A 16,340-nucleotide genomic window follows, 5' to 3' on the forward strand; every position below is an offset into this window, starting at 1 on the left:
TTAACATCTCTATAAACCACACCTACAAAGCCACCCTGGGACATAAACATATAAGCACCAATAAAGACGCTCACCGTCCAATTAGCACCCTACATCCAAACAAAAGCTCCCCCAATACAAAAAACTTCTATTTTAAATACATAACTATATGGAGCATCGCCTAACACACCGCCATTCAAAAATTATTCACTAATCAAGAATTTCATGACCTCGCAATGATGTGTAATTGACTCAATCTCAAACCCTTGAGAAACCGCCAAAAAAATGCGGTATTATGACAAACATAATTGAAAAGGAGTTTGAAGCCATGCCATTACAAGATCAAATAAATTCACGTAACGCACTCAGGGCATTGAAAGCTGACCCTCAAACTGCCCTACAAAACTACCGATTACAGATCGGCCTCCAGCCAGGGCATCAAACGCAGCTGGCTCGAGTGCCATTTTCTCTAAACATGGGGAATATCAGTATCGGCCCCGGCGCAGCGAATAATGACAGCAGGATCTACATTCAGGCCCTCACCACTCCGACCCGCGGGCACAGCTCTGTCAATCGATATACAGCACTATTGCGGCCCAATACAGCAAATGCAGATTTTTGGGTAACTGAGCGCCAAACTGGCTGCAGCTTGATTATTCTTGACTGGGGTGGCGGCCAGCTATCTATGGGGCATTTGCAACCCCATCCATTTAATAGTTATAACCAGGTAAATCAAGGAATCATTAATAATACTCCTCTCAGTGTATTTGCTAGCGCGCAGAGAAGCTATTTACGAACTGATGTCACCCAGCTGATCGATGCCTCTAAAATTGGCGGCTTGGACCCTAATCGTTATATTTTGATTCAATCAAACTTTGCGGCCATTAATCTGCAAAATAAAAACGTAATAGGTGTTAAGGAAACGGGCCAATGGAACTTTTATATGCAAACCAATGGTGTGAATAGAACTGTACAGCGGCTCGTATGGACCGACTGGAGTTCCTACCTACCCTATTTTGCCTACTAATAATCAGGTTTCTAAAAAGGCCAGATTGGTTGAATAGAGTATCAATCTGGCCAGCAGAAGGTCGCATATAGCATGTACGGGAAAGGGTACCTGATTGGCATTGTTGCTGCACTTGTCTTATGGCTACTGCTTAGATATGTCGATAAGCGCTACTACCAAAAGAAAAGAGAATTAAAAAGAAAGAAGCTTCAGGAAATTCAAAAGAAAAAAAGAGATGATACGTAAAACCCTGCCATATTTGCTTTTAAGGCTGGATTAAATCCCTCTGCAAGCCCTCAACCAATGCCTGCCAAACTACCTCTACCGCTTTACTTCTTATAGACCTTCCCAAGCACACCAGATGGATCGGTTGCAACTCAGGGCTTCTCCATTGCTGAAAGATAGATATCAACTTGCCCTCCGCTAATTCCCTGCGCACCAGAAGAGGATCAATCATAACTATACCTTGGCCCATTGTAGCTAATTCAACTAATGTACGGCCATCATCGACCACCATCGCCGGATCAATGGCAATGGTCTTTATTTCTTTACCTTCGTTAGAAAAGTGCCAGTGATCAATGGTTGTTGTTTGGTTACTAAACACTAAGCATTGATGCTGGCTTAAATCATCTGGAGAATTAGGCTCCCCCCAACTCGCCAAATAATCCGGGCTGGCAAACCACCCCCAACGCTTTTCACCTATTTGGCGCGCTACCAATGAAGAGTCCGGCAAGTGCCCCGTGCGAATGGCAATATCAACGCCTTCATCCAGTAAGTTCACAACCCTATCGCTTAAGTTCACTTGAAAAGTAATTTTTGGAAAACGTTGCTTTAGTAATGGTATGGATGGCAATAAGTACCGCTGCCCCATTAAGGTAGAACAACTTATCTTAACTCTACCAACAGCTTCATCCTGGTGGGAGAGGATCAGGTGTTCGGTATTGCTCATTAGCTGAGCCAAAGTCTCCGTTGCTTCCAACAAAGCAGCACCGGCATCCGTAAGGCGCAATTGCCGCGTACTTCTGTGCAATAGACGCTGATCAACAAACCCCTCCAGCTGTGCCAGCTTCTTGCTGACTGATGAGCGAGGTAAGCCCAGCTGATTAGCAGCCCCCTGAAAACTGCCTTGCTCAATGACCAACCGGAAGACGTACAAATGTCCCAAGTATTGATGTAGATGCTGCATTCTGCCTCATTGCTTCCAAATTAGAACCAAAGTGTTGCCCTAACGGTGCCTTATTGATACCAATCTAACAACATATCCTCCTAAGCCTAATCTTGGCAACTGCCATTCATTGCACCATTACAATCGCAAGAGAGGATCTATGGGACACCAGCAGAGAACAAAAACCATCGCAATCACTGGTGGCACTGCCGGTATTGGACTCGCAACAGCTAAGCACTTTTTATCCGAGGGCTGGCAAGTCATCATCACGGGCCGAAATGCTGAAAAACTGGAACAAACAGCCGAGGATATCGCGGGCCTCTTTGGGAGTAGCGGCCAGCTGACCTGCCACCTATGTGATAGTGGAAAACTCGACCAAATTGAGCAACTGGGAAAAAAATTACAAAACGATGAGGTTAAACTGGATGCCCTTATCTTGAATGCCGGTATTTTCAAGCCTGGGATATTTGAGGAAACCGATGAAGCCCTCTTCGATCACACTTTTGATATCAATGTGAAGGGACCTTTTTTCACGCTGCAAAAATTACTACCGGTGATGAATAACCCCTCCAGCGTGGTTTTGCTTTCAAGTATTGCCGTAGAGAAAACCTTCTCGGGAACTTCCGCTTATAGCGCGAGTAAGTCTGCCATTGAAGGTTATGCCCAGGTCCTGAATGCGGAGTTAGCAGTGAGGGGAATTCGTATCAATAGCGTACGCCCCGGAATCACCCTGACCGAAATCCAGGAAAAAGCCGGCATGAGCCAATCAGACATTCAAAGTCTCTCAGAAAGTATGATGGTTACGCCACTGGGCCGTGCACTTGAGGTAGATGACATAGTGCCAGCAATCCACTACCTGGCCACAGATCACTCAGTCGGTATGCGAAATGCACACCTGAAGGTTGATGGGGGCTACTGCCTCTAACCGGCCTGAAAGTGCGTAAGTGGGGGCCAAGCCCTCCACTTGTGCGAATGAGTACCTTTTGCCGAAGCTTTCTTGTAGTTCAACCCGGCACACTTAAAAATGGGAAATAAGCTACGCAACGAGCCCCAATGCAGCGCGATTACAATATGTAGCTCGCACGATCTCGCGGACCTCTACAGAAACCATCTCCACATCGGGCACGGCTGCACATAGGGCCTTGGCTAGTAAATGAGCCAAGCTTTGTCGCTGCTCAATACTTCTACCTGAAAGCAGACTGCACTCCAGGTGTACAAACGGTGCTGGTTCAGGTCCAACCAAATAGTGCTTGACAGGTAACAAACGAACTTTAATATCCCCCGGCTCAAAGAGTGCAGACTGATCTGCAGCGGCATGGATAGAAGTCAGTAAGCTATCAACATCTACCGACTCAAGTAGGTTAGAAGGACACTGGATAACACAGTGAGGCATAAATACTCCCAGGTAAATTTTGAAAGAAAAGCTACATGACCGGAGCGGGTAGTGTATCCGCTGGCAGTAAGCGATTGATGCTCCAATTCAAGATATGGGACACCCAAAGTCCGTCGTCATCCACATAGATCCCATGTACGAAGCCAAATTGCTTCTGTCCCCGCCCAGGCTGGCCCTGATAGCGCATCTTGAGATCACCAGACAGGTCGTACTGTCGCACTTCCTCGGCCCGCGCATCTGTCATCCACAAAGCATCACCTTTGAGAAACAGGACATAGGGGTAACCTATTCCTCTCCATTGAGTTAAATATTTACCCTTTGAATCAAAGATCTGTACCCTGCGGTTTTCACGATCGGCAATATATAACTGCCCCTCAGAATCAATCACAATGGAGTGAGGGAAATTAAACTCTCCAGGGGCCTCCCCCTGACCACCCCAGGTGGTTACCAAAAGGCCATTCTTATCCAGCTTTACGATGCGGCTGTTGCCTTTATCCACCACATAAATAAATCCATTTCTATCCACTGCAACATCTTGGGGCTGATCGAACAGCACCAAGTTGTAGTCGCGATCAAACCAGCCTTCACTGGCTGCACCTCGCTTCCCCAATACCATGGCTACTTCGCCATCAGGTGCAAATTTCAATACCAGGTGCGTGGCAGTATCGGTAGTCCAAATATTGCCCTTATGGTCTATACGAAGACCATGCGGATTTTCAAACAGTCCCGCGCCAATTTCGCGAACAAAACGCCGCTGTCCATCGAACTCCAACAGCGAATGAGACCCTCGATGAAACACAACAAAGTGGCCATTCTCCCTGCGGACCACCCCCGCAACCTCCCCAAAGTGCCAACCCACTGGCAACTTAAAATCACCCCCCTTGACGTGAAATGGCTGGCTGTTTGGCGGTGCCTCGGCCAGCGTAAAAGCGCTGGGAACCAAAATCAGGCATAGCAATACAATCACTCTCATCAGAAACCCTTCTTAACTTATCGATCTGCCAAGATATTGTGACTTTTTCCTATAAATGCGTTAATAGCATAATTTTGATATTCACTTTTTCCTGCCAGGAAATTATTGGAGGTTCCTTTGGACCGCTTCCACTTAATTCAGGTGTTCACTACGGTGGCGCGATTGGGGTCATTTACCCGTGCCGCCCGGGAATTGGGGTCCACGGTGTCCGCTGTGAGCAAGGCCATCCAACAGCTTGAGCAGCGACTGGGTACTCGGCTAATTCACCGTACTACCCGATCCCAAAGCCTTACGGATGCGGGGCGGGACTACCTGGAAACCACAGAGCGCGTCCTTAATGATCTTAGGGAAGTGGAAGAGCGCCTAACCAGCTCCAAGGGGCAGCCCTCTGGATTGTTGCGGATTACCGCCCCAACGGCTCTGGGGCAGTTCTGGCTGGCACCTAGGCTCCCGAAGTTTACAACTGAGCACCCAGATATCCGTTTGGATCTGATTCTGGATGATCAGCTTCGGGATCTTACCGGTGAAGGGTTTGACCTGGCATTGCGCTCCCAACCTGCGCAGCCCCAGTCAACGCTCTACTCTCATCAAATCGGCCGGCACGATCGGCTCCTGGTAGCATCTCCTGAGTACCTGGCAAGGATTAAGTCTTTTTCCTCCCCCGACCAACTCAATAAATTCCAACTACTGTGTTACAAGTACAGCCGCGATCCACTTTCCTGGACTTTTCAAAAGGGGCAGGAATCGATCACGATTGCCCCCAAGCCCTACTTTTCCAGTAATAACTACTATTCCCTCTACCAAGCAGCCCTGTCTGGCGCCGGTATAGCTTGCCTTTACGATTATTTGGTAGAGCGGGATATGACGGCGGGTAACTTGGTTCAGGTTTTGCCGGATTGGCAGCAATCAAGCAGGCCACTTTTTGCGGTGTATCAGCAGAGAAGGGCCGCCTCCGCCAAGCTGGATGCCTTTTGGAGGTTTCTGGAGGAATGTTTTGAGAACAACGCCTGCTGACACCCATGTAGCATAGGCGTTTGTGTATTTAGTTGGCGCTGGGGGGCGAACCATCTCATTGGCAAGTACAGGGACCCCGCTGTAGGTAGTTTGCAGCTCCCTGGTCACCACAAAACCATATTTGCGATACAGGTTTTTCACCGGGTCGTTGGTTTTGGCAACCTGCAGGTGTACAGCGCCACTGATTTCCCCTAACAGGTACTCCAGCAACTCCCGCCCTACCCCCTGACCTCTAAACGAAGGATGCACAAACAGTGCACGAATCTCATTCTTATATCGCGCGCCATAGCCAAGAACATCACCTTTTTCGTACACATAAATATCCGACTCCATCAGCTGGGCCAAACGTTTTTGATCTTTATCCAGCGGCAGCAGATTGAAACTCCGGCTTTCAAACCGTAGCTCATCGAGTTTTGAACGGGCATATATATCCAGCACACTTGGATAGTCATTTTTATTGTATTTTCTAATCATTTTGAGAGTGAATCTGTACAAAAGAAGGCAAGTTCAAATTTATCTTCCTGATTATCAATTGAAGTAAAGGGGACAACAAGGACTATTCGCTACTTATTCCGTGACGTACATGAAACATTCGACTACTTAAACCAACTCCGAAACCCTATATTGGATACTCGTACAAGTGCGCTAATTAAGAATTGATGAATAATTCTTCCCGGAGCTCAAAGTATTACCACTGCTTTCTCTTTTATCTTCCTTCTTCTACCACTCATTCCAGCTATTTTTTCACTTCAACAATCAAGATTATTTAAGTCGTAGAAGCGGCGACATCTTCAGGTAATCGATCTAGCGGCTCCTGAATTCGCTCAGTTAAGCCAAAGTCCTTAAGAATGCCATAAAGGGCTGGCAGGACTAACAGAATCAAAACGGTTGAACTACTTATCCCAAATACAATACTGGTCACCAGTGGAATCAGTATCTGGGCTTGAAGGCTGGTTTCGAACATCAGTGGCAACAATCCGGCCACTGTTGTCAGTGAGGTAAGGAAAATAGCCCTGAACCGGTCGCGACTGGCTTGACTCGCCGCCGTGTGAACGTCCATTCCCTTTCGGACGCGAAGCTTCACAAACTCTACTAACAGGATTGAATCATTCACCACAATTCCAGTGAGAGAGACAAATCCCATCATGCTGGGCATCGTCATATTCTGTCCCATAATAATATGTCCCCAGACTACACCTATTAACGCCAGAGGAATCGCCATCATCACAATTACAGGTTCGGTATAACTACGAAATTGAAGCGACAGTAGTAAATAGATTCCTATTGCCCCGATCAACAAGGCCTTACCCATCGATAGACCTGTAATGAGGCTATTTTCAATCTCTCCCTTCATGGTTGCCCTTAGGCCCGGAAATTCCTGCTCCAATGGTGCAAAAAAGTTCTGTTGGGTATCCAGCAGAATTTCACTGGCATTGGCCCTCTCTGTAAAAACATCTGCAAAGACCGTAACAACACGCTCACCATTTATTCTCTGGACACGCGCATAGTCCCGGTGCATTTCAATATCGGCAATTGCCATCAAGGGTACACGCTGTCTTGTTTCAGGGTGAATAATGACAAGCTCGTCAAATCGTGACAGCGCACTGCGAGATGGCCCATCCATTCGAACACGAATTTCGTAGGTCTCTCCCTGATACTGCACTTCATCAATCTCTGTGCCCTGATAGGCAGCTCTCAGTTGAGAGGCCACAACACTGGCATCAATACCAGAAGCATAAACCCCCTCCCGCATTCGGACCGTCAGCTGTGGCTTACCAGGACGCAGGTCATCCAGTACATTCACCACTCCTTTGTAACTGCGCAGCCAGTTTTGTAGACGTATAGATATTCCTTTTAGCTGATCAATATCCAGCCCGGACAAGCGAAGGTAAATAGCTCGTCCAGCTGGACCAGGCGATGGCTCCTTATACAAAATCGCGATCGCACCAGGTATATCGCCAGCAGCCTTACTCCAGGCCTGACGTAACTCACTGATACTTGTATGGCGAACTTCTGCAGCCAGTAGGTCGACATTTATTGTGGCTACATGAGATCCACTCTCAAAAGCATCGCCATTCACACCGTAAGTAACACTAATGTGCTCGATAAGTGGCGCTACCTCTTTCCCTGAGAGGTTTCCAGCAGCTAAATACAGGGCCTTCTTCTGATACGCCACCAGCTTTTCCATTTCTACGAGGGAGGTTCCTTGGGGCATTAGAATTCGGGCCTGTAGTAAATCTCCCTCCAATGTAGGAAACCCTTGGAATTTAACTAACCCCGCAGGAAGTAAACTCACCGTAACAAAAAATAGTCCCACTACGCCGCCGACAAAAGCATATCTGTATTCAACCGCTTTATCAGCGACACGCCCGACATACTCTCTCCACAACTCAAATCGCTGAGCAAAAGCGATTTTCCAGGCTGGTGGGTTTTCCTTGTACGAAAGGGCATGACGCAAATGGGCGGGGAGAATAAGAAAGGCTTCAATCAGGCTAACCACTAGTACAGAGATTAAAACAACTGGTAAAACTTTGAGGACCTGCCCCATGTCCCCTTTGATAAAAGCTAATCCAGAAAAAACGATCACGGTAGTAACAGTAGTAACAAATGAGGAGATAACCCCCCTTGCAACACGCTTGGTTCCGATAACCACCGCCTGAAGAGGTGTACGGCCATCCCGGTATTCGGTGGCGATACTTTCCGAAAGCACAATGGCATCATCCATCAAGATGCCAATTGCAATCAGCAACCCCACCAAGCTGATCATATTGATGGATATACCCAAAGCAGTAATCACAGCAAAGGCGCCGAGAAATGAAACGGGCAGGCCCATAACCACCCAAAACACATATCGCCCGCTAAAAAACAAATAGAGGGTCAGCGCAACAAGAATAAGCCCTTGCCAGGCGTTGGTAATAATCATCCTTAAACGATCAGCAACAATTGAGGCGCTATCCTGAGTAAGAATCAACCGCATTTCTTCCGGCAAACGGGCATTTTCCGCTTGTACAAATTCGCGAACCGCTTCCAACACCCTCAAACTGTCATCCACGCTATTTTTCTGAACAACAAGCAATGCGGCTCGCTGCCCATCAAAAGTGATTTTGTCCTCCTCCTTTTCAAAACTGTCGTGGATTGTGGCAATATCACCCAAGCGCACCTCTGCGCCATCCATTCCTTTGACAACAATAAGCTCTTCAAGCTCAGCTGCGGTGCGCCGCTTTTCGGTAAAACGAACCTGATACTCCCGATCAGGTGCAGTTACCTTACCGGCGGGCATATCAATTGCCTGCTTATCGATAATTGCGGCAAGATCGGCAACACTCAGTCCATACTGTCGCAAATTGTAATCTGAAATTTCCACTTGCAATTGATGGTCTGAAAAACCGGAAATTTTGACAATGGGCACCAATGGATGACGAAGTAACTCTCGGCGATAGTGCTCGGCCAATTGGTTGAGCTGGATCAAAGGCAAATCTGCGCTTAGGGCAACACTCACCACCGGCTGGGTACGTCCCAGCTCTTCTATGACTGGCCTTTCGCTCTCAGCAGGAAGGGAGTCTATCGCATCTACTGCAGATTCAATGTCGGCAAGAAACTGCCCCATATCACCTGCTTCCTGCATTTTCAGTTTCATCACGCCAAGATTGTCTGCAGCTTCACAACGGCGCTCATCAATAAATGGGATGCCATCCGTTGCCTCTTCGAGGGGGAGGCAGATACTGTCTTCGACCTCAGCGGTAGCTGCACCAGGATAAAATACTGAGACTTGTACTTCGAACTTGTCGATTTCCGGAATAGTCTCTCGCTTCATCAACGGCAATACGAACAAGCCAGCCAGCATCAAACCCACCATAAGCAAATTGGCAGCAGTTGGGTGGATCGCAAAAAAGCGAATCACTCGGCAACTTCCTCTACTGCCACGGTCAGGTCTGAAACTCCCTTTTTGATATCGATGACAGATACTGCCGTCCCGCTGATTGCTGGGATAACATCAGTAGTTATCACCTGATCTCCAGGCACCAAGCCAGAGCGAACAACAGCTAGATCACCCTGGTAGTAGTCCACCGTTATGGTGCGAATCTTCAATTGATTATTTTCAGCCAAGTAGACCCGCCCTTCATGCATGGCTCTGCGAGGGATAACCAAAGCTGGCGAAGGAGGTGCAATAAGCTTAATCCGGGCATACATACCACGAAATAGGGGCGGCCGACCCTCGGCTACTATATTTCGATAAGGGTTATCCACTGCAACCACTACGGAGAGAGTTCTGCTTGTGGTATCCATGGTACCTCCAACTCTCACTACCCTGCCCCGCCATTCCACCGGTTTAATACCACCTACCAATCCAACCCTGGCCTCCAATCCCAATAAGGCATCTGAGAAGTCATCAGGCGAGAGAGTTTGATCACTGGGAGATTCAATACTCCGAAAAAGAGGCACTATTTGAGCCATTGTCAGTTCGGCTGAAACCTCCACCTGATCCATACCATAAGCGACAAAAAGCGGAGTCCCATGGGCAACAGACTGGCCAGCCTCCACATAGACATCACCGATCCGCACGTTATAGGGCAGGCTTATCCGGGTTCGCGATAACTGGTAGCGACTTTCACCAAGCAGCGCTTCAGCACGACTTATCTGGGCCTTTATCACCTGCCTACGAGTGGGAAATAGGGAGAGATTACCCTTTTGAAGTTCAACTTCTTGTCGCAACTTCAATACCCGTTGCTCCTCCGCATCAGCCGCTGAGCGAGAAACAATCCCCTTAACCGCCAACTGCTCTTTTCGCTGTAATTCCTGTTCCCCTAATTCCAGTGTCCTCTGAGCTATTTCCAACGAACGCTGGCTATTAGCCTTTTCAACCTCCAGTTCTTGCAATTTTGCGCGATAAACAGCCAAGTCACTCTCCGCTTGAGCAACGGCCAATTGATAGCTGGTTTCGTCAATATTTAGGATTGGTGCCCCGGCAGATATTATTGCGCCAGGTTCCAAATCAGCCGACACTGAAACCACTCGACCACCAACTTCAGAGTTTGCCTCAAGGATAAGGCTCGGCATCACCTCTCCAAAAGCAACAGTTTCAGCTCGAATAGGCATTCGCTTCACTTCGATGGCTTCCACCAGCAGCTCCGGAACTTGCCCTTCGTATCTGAGTGGTTTCTGTCTACTGGCTACCAGCGACATTGCCATTAAAATTCCACCAAGTATCAATACGGGTAGCATTCGACGACGCTTTAGTAAGGCTTTGATTGCGCTACTTGTCATAGTTTTACCCATAAAGAACTGGCCGAACCAGACCTTAAAAAGCCTAGTGCCACTAAAACTCAGCAGTTGAATACTCTATTAAAGTTCGCAGAACGCACAACACCCTGTAAAGCTTAAAGTAGTTACTCAATATATTTATTTATCATGTAATCTGCGCCAACTCATATCAATCGACTATCAATATTGAATCTAATCCCACTTCGATTCGCTCCCCCTTAAATTCACTGAACTATGCTTGGGCTACCAAATTCCGACCTAACTGACAGTGGGACAAAAATGGCGAACAATCACAAAGAGACATCAAAAGCGATACTGGAATTGTGGGGGGACAACTTCCCCGACAAAGCGACAGATTATTTATCACCGGATTATAAAAATCACCAAATGCCCTATGCTGGCGGTTCCACGTCGGTTTTATCGATAAAAGACTGCCTGGATCTAGTCGCTGAATTTCACCAGGGATTCTCCAACACAAAATTAGAAATTCTGGTACAAGTTGCCGAGGGTGATTATGTCTGCACCCGCTGGAGGATTACCGCCACCCATACGGGTAAATTCCTACAGTATGACGCGACAGGAAAAACCAGCAGTTGGACTGGCGTACATACCGATAGATATAAAGATGGAAAAATGGTGGAAAGCTGGGTGGACTGGGATAAATACACTTTCCTGGAGCAATTAGGTTTAGTTGAATAGCCGACCACGAACCAGTCAAAGGTAGCCTACACAACGCTACCTTTGACAACTAACCATATATCAACCTTTCTGTGCCAATTTACGATAACATCTCTATGGCAAAAGTTTTATTGACTGGCTTTGAGCCCTTCGGTAACACACCGATAAATCCAGCAGAATCAGTTATGCGCATGCTGGACGGAACACGAATAGCCAATGGTGATATTCATGGTCTTTTGATACCCAACAACTTCTTTGAAAGCATTGAAGTTGTCACGGATGCTATTGAAAAAACAGAACCGCAATTAGTGGTGATGTTAGGAGAGTACAGTGGCCGTGCAATCATTACGGCTGAGAGAATTGCACAAAATTATAATGACTCCACCAGATATAACCTGAAAGATAACCGGGGAGTTGAAATGCAGGGAGAGCCGACTATACAAAATGGTCCTGTCGCTTATCACAGCACACTCCCTATCCGCGCAATGGTTATGGCAATGCGCAATATTGGTGTTCCTGCCGACATTTCTGATACTGCGGGTACTTTTTGTTGCAACCATATGATGTATGGCGCGCTTCACTATATCGCGACTAATCAGCTGAATATCCCCGCCGGCTGGATACACCTTCCTCAGCTACCCCAGATTGCCGCACTGCCCGAAAATATCGGTAATCCCAGCATGTCAAAAGAAACTGCCGCCCTTGGGATACAGGCCGCCATTGAAGCCGCACTAGCTAACCCGCGGGACACTGACGATCCGATCCCTTCTCACTTACAAATCTAATCAAATTGAACAGTTTAGGGGTATAAAGTAAGGGGGTTCCCCTCACTGGTTCTCTAGGCCCCCCACTTTTATAAGCCCCTAGAAAGTATTGAAGTATCAATTTTGCACTGTCTCACTCGCAACGCTTCTTTGTTCTTCTAAATCCGCCTTAAAGGCCATAGAAAGCTCCCTTAGCTTTGGTATAAAACTTTGCACCATCTGCTGCTGCGAAATAGCCATTGAGTCATTCATCACCGTAGGCATTTTAACCAGCATCGACTGGCCAGTTTCAGTCTGGAAGACAGTATATCTTGAACTTCTTCTTCGGAGTAATGTTTCAGGCATACATCAATCATTAGCTCTTTAATTTTCTCCCAATTCATCTCTTCCTTCACAAAAGTACAAGTTTTTTCATATGCTGCTCAAAAAGCTCGCGCTCTGAAGACCCTACCGCCAATTGACTGACGAAGTTCCAAACATCTGGTCCATTTGCGCATAGATGGTATCGACCATGGCCTCAGCATTTGATACTTCCAGCAGCTCTTTAACGCTTTCACGTTTACTGTCCTTTGCTAGCCCCCGAATGACAAAACGCTTAAAATACCCCCAACAACAACTTCTTTATTGAAATCACCCCAATTTTCTTTTTTAAATAAAAACCTTACTTTCGGTGAAGAAAGTAAGGTCATATTATCCCTACTAGCAATCTTTATGTAATCAACATACAGTTCCAACAAAGAAAGAAATGTCAACGAAATAACTCAAAGCACCGAGTAGATCACTAAATGTTCTTACCACATGAAAAACAGCCCCTACCGGCACTACAAAATAAATCCTTCTAGTACTAATTTATTGCAACATCATCACTATATTTATCCCCTCCAGACAATCCGGACATCACAGCTACTGCTCCTGTCCAAAGAGTATTTCTACAGAAAAGACAATCAATATCATTAAAATGATGCCCTTTTCTCTCCAGAGTATCCAGAACCCATTTCAGGTTTACTGCTGCCATAAACTGTCTATTTCTAATGGTTAGAATACTGGGCGGCTGAAAGGACTGGATACTATTCGCCTTGGCAACCATTCCGATGTTATTAGCATTTTGAATTCTACGTCTTCGACTATCACTATTATTGTGCGACATAATTGCATTAACCGAAGTATAAGTTTCATTATTAGTATTGTGCCTATTTGTAGCGCTACTAGTATATTTTGTAAGAATGTAGTTAAAGCAAGGATCATTAATCCCTAGATCTTCAACTGAATTGGCTCCTCGAGAATAAAACCTGGCGAGACCTGGGTCATTTACACTAAATTTATCGCGCGAGTAAAAATGTAGGTTAACGTTATACTCTATTTTGAAACTGGTGTTGGTTCTGCGAAGCCCGTGAGCGGTTATAATTAACCTGTTTGTTGCCATCCCACGAGGAGTCCATAACCAGGCGCGTCCGTCAAGGTCTACACACTGGTAATATCCAGCTGCCGCCACCTCAGAATCATCAAAAGTGTGCCAAAGTGCGATTGCCTTATTACCAAAATAATCTTTCAAAGCACCTCTTACATTACGAAAAAACTCCTTTGTCGACATAAACCCTCCCCAGCCTTTAAAGCCAAAGTTTACAAATAAAATTATATCGAGAAAAATCGTATCCCACTAAACCAGGGAAGTAAATGAATGTAAATATGCTATTTTCAAATCAAAAAAAACTTTCAATAGCCACATGAAATATAACCTAGAATCTATCAAATAAACGGATGTTTACTCTTCAGGAATAGCAAGCAATGAATCAACAATTAATATAAGCAGTTTTACAGGATCCGTTTTAGAGGGATTAACTGTACAGTGTCCTTGCTGATCAACATCTGTTCCACTGACAAGGATATCCCCTCCAAAATGAACATCTCCTGGCATATAGGTTGCCACAACACCATCTCGAGTTGTCGTACGCCAGCGACCAGATAAAGTAATAACCCACTGAGGGTTCGGAGTAGAGTGAAAATCACTTTCCCACCCCGGAGGCAAAATTGCAAACTCACTACGACTAACTTTTGGTACATCACGGCAATGATATTCAGGTACTGGATTGGAATATTGCATCAAATCAAAGCCTGTCAAATACTCTACCGTGGTCCTTGACCCTCCACTTCTATCACACCAAAGATGATAGAACTCCTGGAAAATCGACTCACCTTTTTCCATTATAGATCCCTTGTTTAATCATCAATGTCCAAAAGCTCTCTCATTGACCAAGTCATGATTAACTACAAATCACTCATTTTCACAGAAAACTCGCGTCACCTACTGAGAAATTGTAATATCAAAGAGTTCGTCTTCCTCAAGTATTGATCTACAGACCACTTTCTGCCCCCCGTCAGTACAAAAGAAAAGCAAATAAACGCCCAAAAAAGTGGATATTCCCAACCACCATAAACTGTTTGTATTTTGCCATTAATATCTATACCACTGACATGGCTTACCCATGAAAAACCCGCAAGGTTATGCCTCCCCTCAAATAAGGCAATTATCAAATAGAATGCTGTTCCAGCAGCGGCAAATCTTGTGAATAAACCAAAGGTAAATCCAACAAATGCGGAAAATTCAAAAATGCCAGAAATAATTACCATTGAAAGCGAGAGCCCAATACTTTCAAAATAATGCACAACATTATTGTAAGCGTCTGCGCCCAGCAGGCCAAACTTCTCAGCGAAGTGATGAATAAAAGTGAATCCGATATAAATCCGAATCAAGGCTAGCTGCAAATCAACTGCAGTCTCATAACTTTCACAAGCATCCTGTTTCATATAAACCATCCCTAGCCCGGCCAATGCATGCCCATCTCTTGAGAGAGATCCTGTAAGATTTCAGAACCACTTATATAATAGGACAACCTCATCGTCATGCGTTATAAGAGCTACCTCACACCTCAAGCACTCTTAATGAAAGCCAGACTCACCCAAGTGACAATAGAGGCACGTCAAAATTCACCCCGAAACCAACTTTAGGAAAAGCCCAGAAAGTCTACTAATGCACATACTTTACAAAACCAACACCACCAACTTTTCTCAGGCAACGCGCCTCTAAAAACCACCCCAAAATATTCTTCTAAAAGACCTAATGTTCAAACACACTAGATTTTATCGTAATCAGAGCCGTCCCCATAAATATCAGAGCAACACCACAGATAGCGTAGACATCAAATTTTTGCTGCCAAATAAAAACAGAGGCTGCACAAACAAGTGCAATACCCACACCAGACCAAATAGCATAAGTCATCCCAACATTCATATTTTTTAGCACAAAAGCTAGAAATAGACTCGCCAGAGAATAAAAAAATATAGACCCCATTCCCAACCACCATTTTTCCCAGCCGTTGGAAGCCTTAAGCAGCAAGGTAGCTGTAACTTCAGTGACAATCGAAAAAAATAAAAACAAGTAAGACAAAATAAACCCCAAAAAATTATTATAAGCTGGCTTTTCTAGCCTAAACAATCCAAATTAACTAATAGCAACCCAACTATCAATAACAACTAATTACAGAAGAATTAGGCTCACCACAGGCCCACACAACCTAGCCATAAGCAGCATGGCCTGTAGAACTCAACAAAACAAATGCGATTACACAGGGTTTTTCACCCCGGTTGACCCAGTTATGAACCGTGCCACGCTGAACAAGCGTGTCTCCAGCGTATAGCTTTACCGATAGCCCCTCCCTCATTTCCATCTCAATTTCACCGGAAAGTACAACTGCATAATCAATACTATCGGTCCGATGTAACCGAGGGGTAACTCCAGGACCAAATTCCACCACCTTAAAGACAGAGCCACCGGGAATCGTGGTTCCGACCACATCGCGCGCCCCTTTATCCTCACCATCGTCTACCAGCGATACAGGCAGATCCTCTGTTGTCCACAACTGCTGTTGAGACATCTGGGGTCGCCATTGGCTTGTGTATAAGCCTCGATCATCCATTAATACCACAGGCTCACCTTGCGAATTATGCCCGGTTACCACTCTGCGAATATTTAATGTCATAGCGCTGTCCTTAACTATTATGGCGGTGCCTGAGGGCAATATAGCACCAACAAAGTAGCCCCTCCTTTA

17 protein-coding genes are annotated in these 16,340 nt (G+C 45.8%); 5 read left to right on the plus strand and 12 right to left on the minus strand.

The genetic code is table 11. From position 1 onward, the window contains the following. Positions 1 to 274: 274 nt before the first annotated feature. Positions 275 to 1,006 (plus strand): hypothetical protein, encoded by a 732-nt coding sequence (locus P0078_RS03640; protein WP_282933119.1) that lies wholly within the window; start codon positions 275 to 277, stop codon positions 1,004 to 1,006. Positions 1,007 to 1,250: 244 nt separating this feature from the next. On the opposite strand, the gene P0078_RS03645 is transcribed toward P0078_RS03640, so the two are convergent. Beyond that, a complete protein-coding gene (locus P0078_RS03645) occupies positions 1,251 to 2,171 on the minus strand; it encodes a LysR family transcriptional regulator (protein ID WP_282933120.1) in 921 nt (306 codons plus the stop codon). Between the two features lie 139 nt (positions 2,172 to 2,310). On the opposite strand from P0078_RS03645, the gene P0078_RS03650 reads away from it, so the two are divergent. Further along, positions 2,311 to 3,075: an SDR family NAD(P)-dependent oxidoreductase gene (locus tag P0078_RS03650; RefSeq protein ID WP_282933121.1), complete on the plus strand. Its 765-nt coding sequence runs from the start codon at positions 2,311 to 2,313 to the stop codon at positions 3,073 to 3,075. Between the two features lie 111 nt (positions 3,076 to 3,186). On the opposite strand, the gene P0078_RS03655 is transcribed toward P0078_RS03650, so the two are convergent. Both P0078_RS03655 and P0078_RS03660 read right to left on the minus strand, forming a co-directional pair. Then, positions 3,187 to 3,543: a 5-carboxymethyl-2-hydroxymuconate Delta-isomerase gene (locus P0078_RS03655; RefSeq protein WP_282933122.1), complete on the minus strand. Its 357-nt coding sequence runs from the start codon at positions 3,541 to 3,543 to the stop codon at positions 3,187 to 3,189. Between the two features lie 31 nt (positions 3,544 to 3,574). After that, entirely contained in the window at positions 3,575 to 4,516 is a 942-nt protein-coding gene (locus P0078_RS03660) for a peptidyl-alpha-hydroxyglycine alpha-amidating lyase family protein (RefSeq protein ID WP_282933123.1), read from the minus strand. A 117-nt stretch (positions 4,517 to 4,633) separates the two neighbouring features. Here P0078_RS03660 and P0078_RS03665 point away from each other — a divergent pair, with 117 nt between their 5' ends. Next, entirely contained in the window at positions 4,634 to 5,530 is an 897-nt protein-coding gene (locus tag P0078_RS03665) for a LysR family transcriptional regulator (RefSeq protein WP_282933124.1), read from the plus strand. Here the strand turns inward: P0078_RS03665 and P0078_RS03670 are convergent. From P0078_RS03670 to P0078_RS03680, 3 genes are all read right to left on the minus strand, one after another. Beyond that, a complete protein-coding gene (locus tag P0078_RS03670; RefSeq protein WP_282933125.1) occupies positions 5,423 to 6,004 on the minus strand; it encodes a GNAT family N-acetyltransferase in 582 nt (193 codons plus the stop codon). The two genes, P0078_RS03665 and P0078_RS03670, sit on opposite strands and share 108 nt — an antisense overlap. Positions 6,005 to 6,296: 292 nt before the next feature. Continuing rightward, complete coding sequence (locus P0078_RS03675; protein ID WP_282933126.1) at positions 6,297 to 9,431, minus strand: efflux RND transporter permease subunit; 3,135 nt, start codon at positions 9,429 to 9,431, stop codon at positions 6,297 to 6,299. Further along, on the minus strand, positions 9,428 to 10,795 hold the full coding sequence (locus tag P0078_RS03680; RefSeq protein ID WP_282933127.1) for an efflux RND transporter periplasmic adaptor subunit: 1,368 nt from the start codon (positions 10,793 to 10,795) through the stop codon (positions 9,428 to 9,430). The genes P0078_RS03675 and P0078_RS03680 overlap by 4 nt, the downstream gene beginning before the upstream one ends. Positions 10,796 to 11,071: 276 nt before the next feature. Here P0078_RS03680 and P0078_RS03685 point away from each other — a divergent pair, with 276 nt between their 5' ends. After that, a complete protein-coding gene (locus tag P0078_RS03685) occupies positions 11,072 to 11,491 on the plus strand; it encodes an ester cyclase (protein ID WP_282933128.1) in 420 nt (139 codons plus the stop codon). 95 nt (positions 11,492 to 11,586) lie between these two features. Then, a complete protein-coding gene (pcp, locus tag P0078_RS03690) occupies positions 11,587 to 12,255 on the plus strand; it encodes a pyroglutamyl-peptidase I (protein ID WP_282933129.1) in 669 nt (222 codons plus the stop codon). A gap of 96 nt (positions 12,256 to 12,351) precedes the next feature. On the opposite strand, the gene P0078_RS03695 is transcribed toward pcp, so the two are convergent. The 6 genes from P0078_RS03695 to P0078_RS03720 form a co-directional block, all read right to left on the minus strand. Then, positions 12,352 to 12,579, minus strand: a complete 228-nt coding sequence (locus tag P0078_RS03695; RefSeq protein ID WP_282933130.1) for a DUF2059 domain-containing protein — start codon at positions 12,577 to 12,579, stop codon at positions 12,352 to 12,354. 499 nt (positions 12,580 to 13,078) lie between these two features. Beyond that, complete coding sequence (locus tag P0078_RS03700) at positions 13,079 to 13,825, minus strand: putative adhesin (protein WP_282933131.1); 747 nt, start codon at positions 13,823 to 13,825, stop codon at positions 13,079 to 13,081. 171 nt (positions 13,826 to 13,996) lie between these two features. Further along, positions 13,997 to 14,437, minus strand: a complete 441-nt coding sequence (locus tag P0078_RS03705; protein ID WP_282933132.1) for a cupin domain-containing protein — start codon at positions 14,435 to 14,437, stop codon at positions 13,997 to 13,999. 95 nt (positions 14,438 to 14,532) lie between these two features. Next, complete coding sequence (locus tag P0078_RS03710; protein WP_282933133.1) at positions 14,533 to 15,039, minus strand: DoxX family protein; 507 nt, start codon at positions 15,037 to 15,039, stop codon at positions 14,533 to 14,535. Between the two features lie 310 nt (positions 15,040 to 15,349). Beyond that, complete coding sequence (locus P0078_RS03715) at positions 15,350 to 15,679, minus strand: DMT family transporter (protein WP_282933134.1); 330 nt, start codon at positions 15,677 to 15,679, stop codon at positions 15,350 to 15,352. Between the two features lie 127 nt (positions 15,680 to 15,806). Further along, positions 15,807 to 16,271: a cupin domain-containing protein gene (locus tag P0078_RS03720; protein WP_282933135.1), complete on the minus strand. Its 465-nt coding sequence runs from the start codon at positions 16,269 to 16,271 to the stop codon at positions 15,807 to 15,809. Between the last annotated feature and the right edge of the window lie 69 nt (positions 16,272 to 16,340).

Source organism: Microbulbifer sp. VAAF005 (genome assembly GCF_030012985.1).
Lineage (GTDB): Bacteria > Pseudomonadota > Gammaproteobacteria > Pseudomonadales > Cellvibrionaceae > Microbulbifer.